We start from the raw sequence: 15,985 nt of genomic DNA, 5'->3' as shown, positions 1-15,985 counted from the left end.
GCAACAGCTCGCCTGGCGGCTACAGCTGCCGCATGAAGGCGGTCAGATCGTGCTTCTCCTCGAGCGAGAGGTTCAAGCCGAGCACGATGTTGAAGAGCTCCACGGTGTCCTCGAGCGTCAGGCAACGCCCGTCGTGCATGTACGGCGGGCTGTCCTTGATGCCGCGCAGCGTGAAGGTCTTGATCGGGCCGTCCCCCGGCTCGTCCTTGAGGAAGCGCTCGAGGTGCAAGTCGTGCATCTGGTTGTCCAGATAGAAGGGCGCCGTGTGGCAGCTCGCGCATTGGCCCTTGCCGAAGAAGATCTGCTCGCCTCGCAGCTCGCTCGGGGTCGCCTTCGTGTGGTCCAGGCGGCCGGTATCCAGGACGAGCTTGGGCGCCGGCGGGAAATCCAGCATGTTCTGCAGCTGCGCCATGTGGCTGACCTGGATGCGGTCGAGGATGTTCATGCCCTTCTTCATGGCGTGGATCGGATCGCCGTTGAAGTAGGCCGTGCGCTGCTCGAACTCCGTGAAGTCTTCGACGGATCGCAGGCTCCGCTTCGAACCGTGGATCTGCTGGTTGAACACGCCGCGCAAGCTCACCGTGTCGAGGCGGAGGCGCCGCTCCTGCGGGCGCGTGTCCGGGTTCAGGTGGAACTGCCCCGTCGTATGGCCGTTGATGTGGCAGTCGAGGCACGTCACGCCGAGGCTCGGCTCACGGGTCTTGCGATCGTCGGTCGGGTTGAACTCCTCCTGCGGGAACGAGGTCAGGAGGAGCCGGAGCCCGTCGAGCTGCACCGGCGTAAGGATGTCCTTGAAGAGCCGGTAGTAGTTGTTGATCGACACCACCTCCCCGCGCGACACGTCGCCGAGCTCCGGCCGGTTGCTCAGGAAAATCGCGGGCGGGAACTCGGGCAGGAACGCCTCCGGCAGATCGAAGTCCACGTCGAAGCGCTCGAGCCGCGGGAACATCTCGATCTGCATCTTCGGGAAGACCTGGCCGCCGTTCGCCTGCAGGGGGTGGGGCAGCGACGGATACGGGAAGACGCCCTGCCGCTTGATCTCCAGGGGAGGCATGGCGGCCAGCTTCTCCCAGGTCAGCCCGCCCTGGAGGCGCGCCGTCGGGCCTACGCAGAGCGGCTTGCCGCGCGACATCGTGGCGGTGGGGTCGAGGTGGGGCGTGAGATCGTAGCGCTGCTCGAGGAGCTTTTGCTGAGCGCGCATGACATTGGGTTTGTTCGCGATCTCCCGCTTCATGATGGCGGCGGGATCCTCGTACGGTTTGTCCGCGTTCAGCGGATCCCGGTAGAAGTCGAACCCCGAGACCCTGCCCTGCTTCGGTTGGCCCAGGAATACGGGAGACGACGGGTCGGCGCTCCGCGCGTTGAAAATGTCGGAGAGGTCGTGGGCGGTCTTCCTCTGCTCCGGCCGTTGCACCGCGACGTGGCGAGCCTCCATCGCGCGGGCGATCGCGTCGGGCGGAGGCGCGGTCGCACCGCTCGTCTGCGCCCATCCGCTGGCGATACCGAAACCGATCAGCGATGTCGTGACGAGCGCGGCGACGCCGTGGCAAATCGGCCTCTCTGCGAGCACGGCAGCCGTCCGTGACAAGGCTGGTCGGATCTTGCGCATGCTCGTCCGTTTGCAACCGCTATACCGATCCTCGAGCGGTCTCGGGCGGCGCGGGCTACCTCGCGGGCAGAATCAAATGTTGATGGCCCCGACAAACCGCGGAATTTGAACAACCCGGCCGAGCCTCGGCCGGGCCGCTCCCGGGCTACTTTTTCGGTTTGGCGGCACTTTGCTTCGAGGCCCCGCTTGCGCTCTGCGCCGCGCGGCGACGAGCGCGACATCGTGTCGCAGGACGCTGGCGGCGGGTGAGGCTAGCCTGTTTCGCGATGATCCAGCGAGACCAGGGCGGGTCTGCCAGGGACCCGGCCCGTTTCCCTCACGGCGTGCGGAAGGTGAGCGGACCGGCGGGGCTCCGGTCGTTGCGGAGCTCGCGCTGGCGCCGTGTGGCAATGCTAGCCGTCGCCGTCGCGGGTGTGGCGTTGAGCGGCAGGGCCGAGCCCTCGCCGCCCAGCCAGGCCGCCGCCGAGCTCGTCGACTCGACCCCGGCGCCCGGCGAGAGGGCGCTCGCTGCGCGTCTGCTCGCGCCTTGTTGCTGGGATCAGACGCTCGATGTCCACGAGTCCGAGGTGGCGCGCGATCTTCGTCGCGAGATCCACGCGCGTCTCCGTCGGGGGGAGGTGGCCGACGCCATCGAGCAGGACCTGGTGGCGCGTTACGGCGAACGCCTCCGCGCTGCGCCCTCGTCAGGCACGCTGGGCAAGGTCGCGCTGGGGTTGATGCTGGGCATCGCGGTGACCTTCCTCGGGATCTTCGCCCTTCTGCGATCGTGGCGGAGCAGCGCAGCGCGAGCCGCTCCGTCCGGAGGCGCCATGGCGGCTGCCCGCGACGAGTACGACGAGCGCCTCGATCATGAGCTCCGCGAGCGCGACGCGTGAGCGCACCCGCCCTCCCGGTTGTGATGACGTGTGATCGAGGAGGGGCGCGCCGTTAACTTTTCACCTGGATGCGGCCGGCTCTCCATGAAGGACGGCCGCGGGGTGCGACAAATTGCTGCATCCCAGGAGAGCCGAGTTTCGCGTAAGCTGCGCTCCGGTGCGGTGGTGACGACTTTGTGACCTCGTAGCTTGAAAGGTTGTCCGATGGTTCGTTCAATGGCTCGTGCCACGCTCGTCAGCGTGGCCTGTCTTACGGCTCTCAGCGGGTGCGGCGGGAGCGATGAGGGCGTCCTCTCGAAGACATTCGCGCTGAGCTTCGCCGCCAAGGTCGGCGACAAACCGTTCTCCTGCGCCGGCACGTTCGATGGTGTCGGTACGACCGGATCGACGGTGAATCCGCTCGATTTTCGCATGTACGTCTATGACGTGCGGCTCGTTCGCGACGACGGGTCGGAGGAGCCCCTCTCGCTGGAGCAGGATGGCCAATGGCAGCGCGACAAGGTCGCGTTCCTCGACTTCGAGGACGGCACGGGCTCCTGTGAGACCGGCAGCCCGGAGACGAGGACCGAGGTTGTTGGCACCGCGCCCGCCGGCGAGTACGCCGGCGTCAGGTTCAACGTGGGTTTGCCCCCGGAGATGAACCACCTGGACGCGGCGACGGCCCCGGCGCCCCTGAACATTCCCGGTATGTGGTGGTCGTGGAAGGGCGGCTACAAGTTCGTGCGCCTCGATCTCGTCTCGACGATGAACCCGACGTACTTCTTCCACCTCGGGGGTACGAACTGCCAGGGGACCGTGAGTGAAGGCTTCTCGTGCGCCGCTGACAACCTCGCCGATATACGCATCGACGGGGTCGACCCGGAGTCGAGCGTCATCGTCTTCGATATCGCCAGGTTCTATGCTGAATCCGACCTCGACCACCAGGTCGACGGCACGACGGATCGCACCTCCGGTTGCATGTCGTCCGAGGGCGACCCGGAGTGCCTGCCCGTCTTCAAGGCGCTCGGAATGGCCTTCGATGGCGTGAGCCCGTCCGCTGCGCAAACCGCCTTCCGGGTGGAGTGAGATGGTCATCCTCAGAACAGCGACCTACCTGCTCGCGCCGCTCCTGGTCTGTGCGATCGCTGGCTGCGGTGCCTCCGACGAGGACATGGAGGACCCGAGCGACGCCGAGATCATCCCGGGCGATCCTCGCTTCGAGCGTGATCCGGCGCTCAACGTGGAGAACGTCAGCGCCGCCGTGGAGAAGCGCAGCCACAACATGGGGCAGAACTGCATGGGCTGCCACCAGCCCCATGGGCCTGGCAAGGGGCTCTTCACCGCCGCCGGGACGGTGTACGCGCCGTCGGGCACGCCGGTGACCGGCGGAACCGTCGAGCTCCGCACCGCCGGCGACGGTGAGGGAGATCTCGTGCTCTCCGTTGCCATCGACGGGAACGGGAACTTCTTCACGACCGAGCCGCTGCCCTTCCCGGACCAGGCGCTGTTCTTCTTCGTGCGGTCACAGGACGGCGAGGGGACGAACACCATGCCATTTCCAACCATCTCTGGAGCGTGTAATCTGTGTCACAACGAGCAGCGCCGCATTCTGCTGGAGTAATCCGCGCGAGCACGTCGGCGGCGCTCGTCGCGCTCGCGGTGGCGTCGTGCGGGGGCGAGACGGAGGAGACCTCGCCGGTCGACAGCTACGCGTTCGCCTTGCCCGTCGGCTTCCCGACGCCGTGGGTGCCGCCCGACAACCCGATGACCGAGGCGAAGGTCGCGCTCGGACGCGCCCTGTTCTTCGAGGAGCGCTTGTCGGGCAACGGGACCATGGCGTGCGCCTCGTGTCACGAGCGGGACAGGGGGTTTGCCGACGGCAAGCCTACCCCGACCGGCTCGACAGGGGACGCGATCCCGCGCAACGCGATGGGGCTGGCCAACGTCGGCTATTTCCCGCTGCTCACGTGGGGCAACCCCACGCTGTCGTCGCTCGAGGAGCAGGCGCTCGTCCCGATGTTCGGCGAGAACCCGGTCGAGCTCGGGATCACCGGTGCCGAGGACGTCGTCCTCGGCCGGCTCCGCGGCGACGATGCGTACAGGGCGGCGTTCGTCGCCGCGTTCCCCGGGGAGAGCGAGCCGATCACGTTCGATACCGTCGTGAAGGCGATCGCGGCGTTCGAGAGGACGCTCATCTCCGGGCGCTCCGCGTACGATCGGTATACCTACGGAGGAGAGGCGGGCGCGATGTCCGAGGCGGCGTTGCGCGGCATGGACCTCTTCTTCTCCGAGCGGCTCGAGTGTTATCATTGCCACAGCGGGATCAACTTCACGACCGCCTTCCGGAGCGCCGAGACGAAGCAGGCGGAGATGGATTTCCACAACACCGGCCTCTACAACCTCGGCTCGGACGGGGACTATCCGCCCGGCGGAGAGGGGCTGTTCGAGTTCACCGGCGACCCGGCGGACAAGGGGAAATTCCGCGTTCCTTCGCTGCGCAACATCGAGCTGACGGCGCCCTATATGCACGACGGGAGCGTGGCCACCCTGGAGGAGGTCATCGACCACTACGCCGCGGGAGGCAGGACGATCGAGGATGGGCCGTTCGCCGGCGTGGGCAGCGAGAACCCGAACAAGAGCACGCTCGTCAGGAAGTTCACCATCACGCCGGAGGAGAAGGCGGATGTCGTGGCCTTCATGAAGAGCTTGACCGATCCGGAGTTCGCAGCCCTGGCGGACGGCGCGCAGGCGCCATAGCCCGTCGAGCGCCACATTCGCCGCGAGTGGGCCCTTTACGGCTCCGCCCGGTCACATCGGCCGGCCCCCGCTCGCGCGGACGATCTCCCCCGTGACCGCGGTGTTCGCCGCGGAGCACAGGAACACGATCGTCGGCGCCACCTCCTCGGGCCGCAGCAACCGCCCCACGGGATACGCCTTCCCGCGCTGCGCGACGAGCTCCGGTGATACATGCGCGCTCATCTTGTCGGTCAGCGTCAGGCCCGGCGCCACCACGTTGGTCAAGATGCCGTGCGGCCCGAGCTCGCGCGCGAGCACGGACGTGAGCCCGTGGAGCGCCGCCTTGGCGGCGGCGTACGGCCCTGCGCCCACCACCCCGTCGAGCGCCACGCCCGAGGAGATGTTGACGATCCGCCCCCAGCCGCGGGCGCGCATCGAGGGCACCGCGGCCTGGATGGCCGCGAAGGCGCCGTCGATGTTGTCGTGGATGACGCCCTGCCACTCCGCGAGCGGGATGTCCTCGAAGCGCGGCGCTTCCCAGGGCAGGCGCTCGCTCCAGCGGACCGCGTTGTTGACGAGCACATCCACCTGCCCGAAGCGCGCCACGGTGGCCGCGACGGCAGCCTTGACGGACTCGACCGACCCGAGGTCGAGCTCCAGCGCGAGCGCCTCGCCGCCTCGCCGCTCGATCTCCTGGACGACCTCCCGGGCCTTCTCCCGCTCGCTCCGGTAGGTGAGCGCCACGCGGGCCCCCTCGGCCGCGAGCTGCAACGCCACCTCCCTGCCGATCCCCTGCGAGCCACCTGTCACCAGCGCGGCCCTCTTCTCCAGCCCCAGATCCATGCGACACCTCGCTTTCGACAGGAAGGTAGACGAAATGGAAGAAACTTCCAGGATGAATTTGGAAGAATCCTCCAGTTGGGCCGGCTGGCCAGCGGTGCGTGGCTGGGGTAGGGGAGGGGCCATGGCCGTGGCTCGACAGAACGGCGTGGCCCGCCGGGAGGCGCTCCTGGACGCGGCGCTCCGCTGCTTCGAGCAGCGGGGCGTCCTGCGCACCGGCATCGAGGACGTCCGCAAGGAGGCGGGCGCGAGCCCTTCGAGCGTCTACCACCTCTTCGAGGACTTCCCGGCGCTCGTGGCGGCGCTTCTGGAGCGGACCTTCGAGCGGCTGGTGGGGTACGTGACCGCGCGCGTGCTCGCCGCCAGGACGGCGCGCTCGGCGGTGCGGACGCTGGTGGAGGCGCACTTGACCTGGGTGTTCGACCATGAGGCCGAGGCGCGCTTCATGTACCAGGCGCTCGCGCTGGAGCTCGACGGGCATCACCGCGCCGCGCTCCGGGAGACCAAGGCGCGGCTCAAGGCGGAGGCGATGGCGCACCTCTCGGAGCTCGGCGTCTTCCCCGGGGCGCGCTCGTCCGAGGTGATGGTCGACGTCGTCCTGCTCGGGCCGGCGCACCAGGCCTGCCGCGTCTACCTCTCCGCGCCCGGCGCCGTGGACCCCACGTGGATGAGGGCGACCCTGCCCGAGCTCGCGTGCGGCGCGATGGGCAAGGTCGACCCGGCGCGACGGGCGGCGAGGACAGGGCAGCGCGCCGCCGGCGTGGAGCCGCGTCAGCGGGCCGGCGGGAGAAGGAAAGGCAAACGCGAGATCGGCTAGGCTCATCCGTCGAATGAGCATCGAGGACGACGCCCTCCTGGTGCGGGTGATGGGCCATCTCGGCCTGACCCGGGGTGCGCTGCTCGGCATCGGCGGTGAAGCCTGTGTGTTTGCGCTGGGCAGCGAGAGGATCGCGCGCATCCACCATCCCGGGGCCGTTCGAGACGCGGTCGTCCGGCGAGCCCAGTTGCTCGAGGGCTTCCACCAGACCGCGAGCGCGGTGCCGTTCTCGATTCCGCGTGTCCTGGAGATGACCGAGCTGCACGGCCGCCTCATCACCTTCGAGCCGCGGCTCCCCGGGCGGCCCCTCTTGCACGTGCTCGGCGAGGTGGCGGGCGCCGAGCGTGAACATCTCATCACCCGCTTCCTCGAGGCCTCGACGCGCCTGCGGGATCTGCGCGTGAGCCCTGCGTGGTACGGCGACCTCTGCGAAGCCGAGCCGATCCGGACGCCCTCGTACCGCTCTTACCTCGAGCAGCGCGCAAAGAAGAGCCTGGCCTGCGCCGGGAGCGCGTTCGACGGCCTCGATCCAGCGCGCCTGGCCGCCGCGCTGCCCGAGCCGGAGCGACCGAGCTTCGTTCACATGGACTTCTATCCAGGCAATGTGCTGGTCGAGGGCCAGGAGGTGAGCGCCGTGATCGACTTCGGGGGCCCAGCCATCGTCGGAGACGCTCGGCTCGATCCGCTGTCTGCCGTCATCTACCTCACCCCGTTCATCACCACGACGGCCACGGATCGGGATCGACGCCTCGCCCGGGAGTGGCTGAAGGCGCAACACCTGGACGCGCTGGTCGAGCCCGCCGAGCGATGGATCGCCGCCCGCTGGTCGTTCGCGACCGACGACGTGCGCTTGCACCGATGGTGTCGACGCGTGTTGCTCGGACACCAGGGGGATCCGTGAAGCGGACCGTTGGACGCTCGCGGCGGGCGGTCCCTCCGGCCGTCTACACGGGGCCGCTCGTCTGCTTTGCCGATCGTCCAGGCGGGGTGGAATACACCTGGCGAGTCACGGTGACAGCGATGCACATGAGGCCGACGCGAAGCCAGGTACGCTCCGGCAGTCGCCGCGTCGCTAGAAAGATACGGCGGAGCGCTTCGTTGGCGCGGCCCTCGCTACTTTTGGTAACGTGTGAGCCGCTCGCCACGTTGGGTGACGTGTGAGCCGTTCGCTACTTTTGGTAACATGTGCGCCGCTCGCTACGTTTGGTAACATGTGAGCCGTTCGTGCGATGCGTCGCCCCACATGCGCCTTGACCATTTGAGTTCTTCGCAGGAATTTGTATCCTTAACCCATATGATAAAATCATCACGATTCCTCCGCGTCGGAAATTTTCCTGCGTCATCGTCACTGGCGCTCAGTGCGCTGGTGTTGCTGGGCGCGCTGCACGTCAGCGGCTGCGGCGATGACGAAGGCGGTACCACCACCGACGGCACCACCGGTGGCCAGCAGACGACGAGCAGCAGCAGCGGCGGCACGACGGGAAGCACCTCCTCCGGCGGCGAAGGCGGGGAGGACGGCACCACCTCGGCGTCGACCGGGGGCGACGGCGGCTCGGGCCCGGCCGGCACCGGCGGCTCGGAGCCCAGCACCGGCGGCTCGGACCCCGGCACTGGCGGAACGGGTGGAGGAGGCGCGGGCGGTGGCGACGGAGGCGCGGCGCCCGAATCCGGCCTTCCGACGCCGCCAGGCGCCGATGTGCCGAAGCCGTCCGGCGCGGCGGGCGGGCTCAAGGTCATCGACTGGGCCGGCTTCGCGGGCGCCGTCACGTACAGCTTCGACGACGTGAACCAGACCCAGATCCAGAACTACGATGCGATGAACGCGCTCGGCGTGCCGTTCACCTTCTACGTCTGGACCGGCAAGCAAGAAGCGAACAATGCGGTGTGGAAAAAGGCGCTCATGGACGGGCACGAGCTCGCCAACCACACGAGGAGCCACGGGGCGAGCGACAACGGCTCTGATACGGACGCCGGGACGAAGGACATCAAGGACAAGTTCGGCATCACGCCGTATACGATGGCGGCCCCGATGGGCGCGGAGGCGTACGTCAACATCGCCCAGTCGCGCTTCATGATCAATCGCGGCGTGTCCGACGCCCTGATCGGCCCGAACGATAACACCAATCCGTTCAAGCTGCCCACCTACATTCCCCCGCAAAACGCCTCCAAGGCGCAGATGGACGCGGAGGTCACGAGCGCGCGAAGCGGCAAGAAGTGGCGCACCTTCTGCATTCACGGCTTCACCGGCGGCAGCGACGGCGCCTACCAGCCCATTCCGTTCCAGGCCTGGGTCGATCACGTCAAGGGTGTCAAGGAGTTCGGCGACGTGTGGATCGGCACCATGGAGACCATCGGCGCCTACTGGCGCGGCCAGAAGGCGATCTCGGAGGGCACCAACACAAAGAACGGGAACGACACGACGTACAACTGGACGCTCCCCCAGAACTTCCCGCCGGGCAAGTTCGTGCGCGTGACGGTCACCGGCGGCACGCTCAAGCAGGGCGGCGTCGCGCTCAAGTGGCACCCGAAGGGCTACTACGAAGTGGCGCTCGACGCGAAGTCCGTCACGCTGTCGCCCTGACGCGAGCCGCCCGAAGCCCCGCGCCGTCATCCTGGCATGAGCGCGCGGCTTCGGGCGAGCGGGCTCTTCAGCTCGTAGGCAAGCTGTTGATATCGACGTCGGTCTTCCACGAATCGGGCAGCTCGGGTAGAAGGCAGTTCTGTCGACCCGGGGCAGGTCCCGCAGCTGGGGCTTGACGTCTCCGAAGCGTTTGGATTTCCTCTCCCCCAACGAGAGCGCGTCCCATGCCTGACTCCAGCGGGAGCTTCGCTCGGTTGCTCCGCGAACCGGTCATTCATTTCCTCTTCATCGGCGCGCTGCTGTTCCTTGGACACCGGCTCATCGCCGGCGATCCGAGGGAGATCGTCGTCAGCGCGGGGCTGAAGGCCGACGTGGAACGGCGGTTCCGCGACGAGGTGGGGCGGGCGCCGACGGAGGCGGAGCTGACGGCGGCGCTCGACCGCTGGAAGCGGGAGGAGGCGCTCTACCGTGAGGCGCTGCGGGAGGGGCTCGACCGGGAGGATGCGGCGGTGCGCACCGTGCTGGCCGACAAGCTCCGAGCGCGGGCGGCTCAGCCCATGGCAGCGCGGCAGCCGACGGACGCAGAGCTGGACGCGTGGCTGGCTTCTCACCGGAGCCAGTACGAGATGCCGCTGCGGTACGATTTCGAGTTCGTAGCTTTTCCCAGGAGCGACTCGGCCGCAGAGGAGCAGCGGTCGAAGTATCGGAGCGCGCTGGCCGACGGCGCTGACCCGAGGACGCTCGGTCGTCCGATCGTGGGTGGCAACTTCACCCGCGACAAGCTCGCTGAGAAGTTCGGGCCTCAGGTCTCCGACAGCATTTGCAAGCTGCCGCTCGCGACGTGGCAGGCCCTGGAGACCGACGACAGCCTGCTGCTCGTGCGGGTCAACCAGGTAGATGGCGGGCTGCCCAGCCGTGAGTCACTGCGCCCGATCCTCGCCGTCGACTGGGTCTCCGCGATGAAGAAGAAGGCCGCCGACGAGTTCGTCGAGAGCGTCCTCGCGCGGTACAGATTCAAGGAGAGCCCTTGAATCGTCCGTCGCTGCTCCGGCTGGCTCGGCTCCTGCCGTTCTTGCTCGTCCTGCTCCTTTCGCCTGCCCCCGCGGCGGGGCACGCGCTCAACTCGGCGATGCTCTCGCTGACGGAGGTGGAAGGACACGACGGGCGGTTCCTCCTGCGCTGGGAGGCGAGCTCGTCCGCGCTCCAGGCCGATCTCGCGACGCCCGCCGTCTTTCCCCCGGCCTGCAAGCTCGACGGGGCATTCCTCGACTGCGGTCACTCCGGCCTGGTCGGCACCATCGATCTCCCGTGGCTCGAGGGCACCGAGACCAACGTGATGGTGGTGATCGAGTGGCGGAGCGGAAGCCGGCTCGTCCGGGTGTTGAACGGCAGCGACCCGAGCCTTTTGGTCTACGGCATCCCCGCCTCCGCCGGGCTCGGCGCGCTGAGGCCGATCGCGGTCGATTACACGTGGCTCGGTATCGAGCACATCCTGACCGGGTTCGATCACCTCCTCTTCGTCATCGCGCTCACGCTCCTCGTGCGCGGCGGTCGGAAGCTGCTCGGCGCCGTCACGGCCTTCACGGTCGCGCACAGCCTGACGCTGGCCTGCGCCGTGTTCGGCTGGCTGACGCTGCCGGCCCCGCCGGTCGAGGCGGCCATCGCGCTCTCGATCGTGCTTGTGTGCGGCGAGTGCATCCGGTCGACCGACTCGCTCACCCGCCGGGCCCCCTGGGCCGTCACGTTCGCCTTCGGGCTGCTCCACGGGCTCGGGTTCGCGTCGTCGCTGCTCGACATCGGGCTGCCGGAGAGGCATGTGCCGGCCGCGCTCCTGTTCTTCAACGTGGGCGTGGAGACAGGCCAGCTCGGCGTGATCGCGCTGGTGGTCGCGCTGCGCCTCCTCGCCGCGCGGGTCCCCACGCAACCGGCGACGGTGCGGCGCGGCGTGGTGTATGCGATGGGCGGAATGGCAGGCTATTGGTCGATCGAGCGTATCGTGGCGATGCTGACGGACGTCAGATTGTAGCGGAGCCCGCCGGCCGCGGCGTGGAGGCGGCCCCTTCGCGCTCCTCCGGCAGGCCCGGCAGGCACCTCGCCGCTCACCGCTTCTCGCCGCTGCCCGTCGCCGCGGGATCGCGCCCCGGCGTCGCGTCCACCGCGCCCGGACCGAGCAGCGTGCCGCACATCGTCTTGCACCGGATGTCGGTCGGCTTGCACTCGCACTTGCCTTGCTGCTTGAGCTCGAGCTTCCCGCGCATCTCGTCGACCGTGAACTGCGCCATCCGCTCGACCCGGGCCATGTCCCACCCCTCCTGGACCTGCCGGGGCGTCCGCGGCTCGGTGGCCTTGCCGTCGGGCTCGGCGCAGCAGCGGAAGCTCAGGAAGTAATAATAGAACCCCTCGTCGTGGGTGTAGATCTTCGGCCGGCACTGGTTGCGCACGCCCTTGTACCAGGGGCCGCCGGTGTGGACGCTGTCGAACTTGCCGCGCCAGCCGCCGCTCGTCTCGCTCGCCACGACCTCGTCGGTGTTCGCGGGCAGGTCCGCGACGCCATAGTCGCTGATGCACTCGGGTTGCGATCCGCTCCGCACGCCCTTCCAGAGGCGGGCCAGCTCGCCCGGGTCGCGCTTCGCGACCTTCTTCATGTCGGGATCGTCCCAGAGGTGGTCGCCGTTGCACTTCGTCGCGTCGCGCGAGTACCCGTAAGGGAACGGCTTCATCTCGGGGCCCTCGCACGCGAGCGTCCACTCCGACTCGGTGCAGAGGCGCTTGCCGACGGCGGCGCACTTGACCTGCGCCTGGTGGAAGCGGTTCATCACCTCGGGCCGCTCCCCCTTCTTGTTCGGCCACTCGTACGTGTCGATGCAATAACGCTTCTTCGTCTTGTCGCCGGTGCAGCGGGCGGGAGCGGGGGCGAACTCCTCGCAGATCGTCTTCTTGTTCGACTTGTCGTACCAGCTGCGGAGGCAGCTGTGCTCGACCTCGCTGCAGTACTCGCCCTCGACGAGCTTCATGTCGGCCGGGCACGCCTGCTCCTCCTCGGCGGCGCCCTCCCCGCCGGCCGTCCCCGCCTGGGCGGCGGGCGCGCCGGTCTCCGGGGTGGAGGTCGCCGCGGCTCCGGTCTCGGCCGTGGAGGGCGCGGCCGCGGGCGGGCGGCCGTCGTGCGCGCGCGGGGACGGCGGCGGCTGGGCGGGCTCCGGGGGAGCGCCGGAGCAGGCGGCGGCGAGCGTCAGGGCGGGGAGGGAGAGGGGGAGCAGGAGGCGTCGCATGCCGGGCGTCATAGTCGAGATCGCGGCGAGGGGAACCAGGCGTCGCGCGCTCGGAGCGACGCCTCGCGCCCCGGCGGCGCCGGAGACGGTCCGGCGGGGGCCGCGCGCGGGGGATCTGTCAGGCTGCGAGCTGATGACCGCCGCGGGATCAGGTCCTTGGCCATCTCGCCGCCTGCCGCGGCAGGCTATCGACGCGCACAGTTCGCCGATCCCGCCGAAGGCGCGTGATAGCGTGCGCCCGAAGGTGGAAGGAGTGTCGTTCATGGTGCGTACGGCTCGTCTCGGCTCGCTGGCTCTCGGTCTCGTCCTCGCCGCTCTGGCGGCGGCCGCTTCGTGCGGCGACGACGGCGAAGCCCCGTCCAGCGCGGCAGGCAGCAATGGCGGTGAAGGCGGCGGGGGAGCAACGGGGGGCGGGGGCGCGGCGGGCGGCGGCGCGGGGGGATCGGCGGCCGGCGGCGTGGCGATTCCCGATCTCGACGGGGAGGTCCGCGCGGTGACCGACGAGCTCGGGGTCCTTCACCTCGAGTGCGGGTCCGACAACGACTGCTTCGCCGCGCTCGGTTACTTCCACGCTCAGAACCGCTTCTTCTTCATGGATTTCATCCGCAACCTCGTCGAAGGGTCGCTCGGCGGGCTTGTGAAGGCGGGCGCGCGGGTGCTCGAGCAGGACTATCGAAATCGCCACTTCTTCACGACGCGCGAGGGCGAGCCGCTGGAGAAGGCGCTCTACGAGCAGGCGAGCCCGAAGGTGAAAGGGCATTTTGAGGCGTATGCGCGCGGCGTGAACGCGTGGCTCGCCGACATGCGCAGCAAGAGGAACGGCGCGACGCTGACCGTCGAGTACGACCTCGCGCTCATGGTGAAGGACGCGATCCGCGACTGGAAGCCGGAGGACAGCGCCGCCGTCGGGCTCTACGTGCTCAACGACCTCTCGAACAACAGCGAGGGAGAGCTCGAGCTCGCGGCGCAGGTACCGCTGTTCGACGCGGCGCTCGCCGCCGACCTGTTCTCGCCGGCGCCGGTGTTCGACGCGTCCACCGTGCCCGCCGCGCAGACGGCGGACCTCGTTCGGCCCTTCGCGCCGTCGGCCGTGTCGCGGCTCTCGCCGCACCGGGCGCTGTTCGCGGGCGCGGCGGAGCGCGCGGCGAAGCTCGGCGACGGCCGGCGCAAGATGGCGGGCGACGCCGGATCGAACAACTGGGCTGTGGGCCCGGGGCGCACCGAGAGCGGCCACGCCATCCTGGCGAACGATCCGCACCTGTTGCTCGGCAATCCGAGCATCTGGTTCCCCGTCGAGCTCGACGCCAAGAGCAGGGGCGACGGCGAATACCACGTCGCCGGCGGCACGTTTCCGGGCATGCCGAGCGTGATGATCGGACAGAACGAGTCCATCGGCTGGGGCGTGACCACGGCGTACTACGACCTGGCGGACGTCTACCTGGAGACGCTCACCGGAGATGGCAAGTCGGTCGCCTTCAAGGGGCAAGACGTGGCGATCGTCGAGAAGACGTTCTCGTTCAAGGACGCGGATTCGGGCGAGACGATCGAGAAGACCTTCCGCTGGGTGCCGCACCACGGGCCGATCGTGAGCGAGGACGCGGACGCCGGGACGGCCGTGACCATCCGCTGGCGCGGGCACGACGGCGGGACGGACCTCGACGCGTTCTTCGCCCTCGGGCGCGCCGGCAGCGTCGACGAAGCCAGGAGGGGGCTCGAGGCGGCCAGCTCCGCCAGCCAGAATTTCGTCGTCGTCGACACCGAGGGCAACATCGGCTGGTTCCCGTACAGCAAGGTGCCGGCGCGGCCCTGGGCGTCGCCCGAGGTGCCAGCGTGGCTGCCGCTCCCGGGTGACGGGAGCGCCGAGTGGGGCGATCCGGTCCCGCTCTCTTCGTTGCCGCAGCTCCTCAACCCGCCTTCGGCCGCGATCGCGACGGCGAACGGCGACATGACGGGCGCGAGCGTCGACGGCGATCCCACGAACGACGGGCAAGCCGCGCTCCAGGCGTGGGACAAGGCCGACGGGACGCGCGAGCAGCGGATCCTCGATCTGCTCGCCGAAGGAGGCGACGCGCATTCGCCCGACACCATGACGGCGATGCAAGGCGACACGTACTCGCTCTATGGCAGCTTCGTCGTGCCTGCCGTGCTTTCGGCGGCGGAGTCGGCGACGTTGACGGACGATGAGCAGGCCGTCGTCGACGCGCTCGCCGCCTGGGACACCACGTGCCCGACCGGGCTCGACGGTCACGATCCGGCGCGCGCGGGCAAGGTGGACGACGCGGCGATCGCCGCCGCGTCGATCGGCTGCACGGCGTTCCACGCGACGTTCTATGCGATCGTGGGCGAGGCCCTGGGCGACGAGGCGGCGGCCGCGGGCCTCGATGAGCCCGGGTTCGGGCTGACCGTCGTGGCGCGCGCGCTGCGCGATCCGGCGCGCTTGAGCTCGGGCGCCCTGCTCTGGGACGACGTGACCACCGACGGCGTGACGGAGACGCAGGACGACATCGTGCTCCGGGCGCTCACGAAGGCGGCCGCGTCGCTCGCGGTCCTTGGACCGGCGGACGACTGGCGCTGGGGCCGCGTCCACACGCTCTCGCTCCGCAGCATCTTCGATAACTTCGGCCTCGCCGTGTACAACTACGGGCCTTATGCCGCGCCGGGCGGGCTCTTCACCGTCAACGTCGCCAACCCGAGGACGCGCGCGCTCTCGCCGGACGGTAAAAAGCCCAGCTTCGCCTTCGTCAACGGGCCGTCGATCCGCCTCGTCATCGACGCGGATCCGGAGGGCCCGAAGATGCGGTTCGGGCTCCCCGGCGGGTCGGACCTCCACCGCGAGAGCGAGTTCTACAACAACCTCCTTCCGCAATGGCTCGACAACGAGCCTCTCGAGTTCCACTTCGGGCCGGGCGCGGTGACGGATCCGGCGAGCGTGGTGGACGTCTCGCCGGCGCGCTGACCCCTGCGTGAGCGCGCGGGTCGTCGCGGCCGCCGCCCGCGCCGGCGCGTGATCCGGATTCCCAAGATCCCGAGAACAACGATCACATCAGGGCCTCGGGAAACTAGCAGAAAGAGAAGAAAAACCGCAAGGGCGCGAGGGGCGCAAGGGAAGATACAAATATCTCATCTCTCATCCCTTGCGCCCCTTGCGCCCTTGCGGTTTTTTCTTTCCCGCATTCCCTTGCCCCTTGGAGCTTGGTCCCCGGCGGATCGTTGGGTTTCGCAATCCATTAAATTTAGACGACTTTCAACCTGTTCGGCCTTCTGGGCTCCGCAGGTTCT

13 protein-coding genes are annotated in these 15,985 nt (G+C 68.8%); 10 read left to right on the top strand and 3 right to left on the bottom strand.

Features of this window, described 5'->3' with window-relative positions; genetic code table 11:
* Window positions 1-19: 19 nt before the first annotated feature.
* Complete coding sequence (locus WME90_RS36690) at window positions 20-1,609, bottom strand: cytochrome B6 (RefSeq protein ID WP_437276719.1); 1,590 nt, start codon at window positions 1,607-1,609, stop codon at window positions 20-22.
* Window positions 1,610-1,998: 389 nt separating this feature from the next.
* Between WME90_RS36690 and WME90_RS36685 the strand changes: the two genes are divergently transcribed.
* The 4 genes from WME90_RS36685 to WME90_RS36670 all read left to right on the top strand — a co-directional run bounded on the left by WME90_RS36685 (window position 1,999) and on the right by WME90_RS36670 (window position 5,220).
* Window positions 1,999-2,484 carry a cytochrome c-type biogenesis protein gene (locus WME90_RS36685; RefSeq protein ID WP_437276718.1) on the top strand — a complete coding sequence of 162 codons (486 nt, stop codon included), beginning with the start codon at window positions 1,999-2,001 and terminating at the stop codon, window positions 2,482-2,484.
* Window positions 2,485-2,700: 216 nt separating this feature from the next.
* A complete protein-coding gene (locus tag WME90_RS36680) occupies window positions 2,701-3,549 on the top strand; it encodes an MbnP family copper-binding protein (protein WP_437276717.1) in 849 nt (282 codons plus the stop codon).
* Window position 3,550: 1 nt separating this feature from the next.
* Window positions 3,551-4,084 (top strand): hypothetical protein, encoded by a 534-nt coding sequence (locus WME90_RS36675; RefSeq protein ID WP_437276716.1) that lies wholly within the window; start codon window positions 3,551-3,553, stop codon window positions 4,082-4,084.
* Window positions 4,048-5,220: an MbnH family di-heme enzyme gene (locus tag WME90_RS36670; RefSeq protein ID WP_437276715.1), complete on the top strand. Its 1,173-nt coding sequence runs from the start codon at window positions 4,048-4,050 to the stop codon at window positions 5,218-5,220. Before WME90_RS36675 ends, WME90_RS36670 begins: the two co-directional genes overlap by 37 nt.
* A 51-nt stretch (window positions 5,221-5,271) precedes the next feature.
* On the opposite strand, the gene WME90_RS36665 is transcribed toward WME90_RS36670, so the two are convergent.
* On the bottom strand, window positions 5,272-6,042 hold the full coding sequence (locus tag WME90_RS36665) for an SDR family NAD(P)-dependent oxidoreductase (RefSeq protein WP_437276714.1): 771 nt from the start codon (window positions 6,040-6,042) through the stop codon (window positions 5,272-5,274).
* 121 nt (window positions 6,043-6,163) lie between these two features.
* Here WME90_RS36665 and WME90_RS36660 point away from each other — a divergent pair, with 121 nt between their 5' ends.
* The 5 genes from WME90_RS36660 (at window position 6,164) to WME90_RS36640 (ending at window position 11,463) form a co-directional block, all read left to right on the top strand.
* Complete coding sequence (locus WME90_RS36660; protein WP_437276713.1) at window positions 6,164-6,856, top strand: TetR/AcrR family transcriptional regulator; 693 nt, start codon at window positions 6,164-6,166, stop codon at window positions 6,854-6,856.
* Between the two features lie 13 nt (window positions 6,857-6,869).
* Window positions 6,870-7,757 carry a phosphotransferase family protein gene (locus WME90_RS36655; protein WP_437276712.1) on the top strand — a complete coding sequence of 296 codons (888 nt, stop codon included), beginning with the start codon at window positions 6,870-6,872 and terminating at the stop codon, window positions 7,755-7,757.
* Window positions 7,758-8,222: 465 nt separating this feature from the next.
* Window positions 8,223-9,437 (top strand): polysaccharide deacetylase family protein, encoded by a 1,215-nt coding sequence (locus tag WME90_RS36650; RefSeq protein WP_437276711.1) that lies wholly within the window; start codon window positions 8,223-8,225, stop codon window positions 9,435-9,437.
* Window positions 9,438-9,661: 224 nt separating this feature from the next.
* Complete coding sequence (locus tag WME90_RS36645) at window positions 9,662-10,468, top strand: hypothetical protein (RefSeq protein ID WP_437276710.1); 807 nt, start codon at window positions 9,662-9,664, stop codon at window positions 10,466-10,468.
* Entirely contained in the window at window positions 10,465-11,463 is a 999-nt protein-coding gene (locus WME90_RS36640) for a HupE/UreJ family protein (protein ID WP_437276709.1), read from the top strand. The genes WME90_RS36645 and WME90_RS36640 overlap by 4 nt, the downstream gene beginning before the upstream one ends.
* 73 nt (window positions 11,464-11,536) lie before the next feature.
* On the opposite strand, the gene WME90_RS36635 is transcribed toward WME90_RS36640, so the two are convergent.
* Window positions 11,537-12,706 carry an SUMF1/EgtB/PvdO family nonheme iron enzyme gene (locus tag WME90_RS36635; RefSeq protein ID WP_437276708.1) on the bottom strand — a complete coding sequence of 390 codons (1,170 nt, stop codon included), beginning with the start codon at window positions 12,704-12,706 and terminating at the stop codon, window positions 11,537-11,539.
* 262 nt (window positions 12,707-12,968) lie between these two features.
* On the opposite strand from WME90_RS36635, the gene WME90_RS36630 reads away from it, so the two are divergent.
* On the top strand, window positions 12,969-15,662 hold the full coding sequence (locus WME90_RS36630; RefSeq protein ID WP_437276707.1) for a penicillin acylase family protein: 2,694 nt from the start codon (window positions 12,969-12,971) through the stop codon (window positions 15,660-15,662).
* The last annotated feature ends 323 nt before the right edge of the window (window positions 15,663-15,985 follow it).

This window comes from Sorangium sp. So ce375, assembly GCF_051473855.1.
GTDB lineage: Bacteria > Myxococcota_A > Polyangia > Polyangiales > Polyangiaceae > Sorangium.
The sequence above is the reverse complement of the archived record's forward strand: the minus strand, read 5'-3'. Positions and strand labels throughout refer to the sequence as shown.

Bases quoted from the DNA above. Each gene is read 5' to 3' on its own strand.
- WME90_RS36690 (WP_437276719.1), bottom strand. From the start codon at position 1,609: ATGCGCAAGATCCGACCAGCCTTGTCACGGACGGCTGCCGTGCTCGCA.
- WME90_RS36665 (WP_437276714.1), bottom strand. From the start codon at position 6,042: ATGGATCTGGGGCTGGAGAAGAGGGCCGCGCTGGTGACAGGTGGCTCG.
- WME90_RS36660 (WP_437276713.1), top strand. From the start codon at position 6,164: ATGGCCGTGGCTCGACAGAACGGCGTGGCCCGCCGGGAGGCGCTCCTG.
- WME90_RS36675 (WP_437276716.1), top strand. From the start codon at position 3,551: ATGGTCATCCTCAGAACAGCGACCTACCTGCTCGCGCCGCTCCTGGTC.
- WME90_RS36645 (WP_437276710.1), top strand. From the start codon at position 9,662: ATGCCTGACTCCAGCGGGAGCTTCGCTCGGTTGCTCCGCGAACCGGTC.
- WME90_RS36630 (WP_437276707.1), top strand. From the start codon at position 12,969: ATGGTGCGTACGGCTCGTCTCGGCTCGCTGGCTCTCGGTCTCGTCCTC.
- WME90_RS36685 (WP_437276718.1), top strand. From the start codon at position 1,999: ATGCTAGCCGTCGCCGTCGCGGGTGTGGCGTTGAGCGGCAGGGCCGAG.
- WME90_RS36635 (WP_437276708.1), bottom strand. From the start codon at position 12,706: ATGCGACGCCTCCTGCTCCCCCTCTCCCTCCCCGCCCTGACGCTCGCC.
- WME90_RS36655 (WP_437276712.1), top strand. From the start codon at position 6,870: ATGAGCATCGAGGACGACGCCCTCCTGGTGCGGGTGATGGGCCATCTC.
- WME90_RS36680 (WP_437276717.1), top strand. From the start codon at position 2,701: ATGGCTCGTGCCACGCTCGTCAGCGTGGCCTGTCTTACGGCTCTCAGC.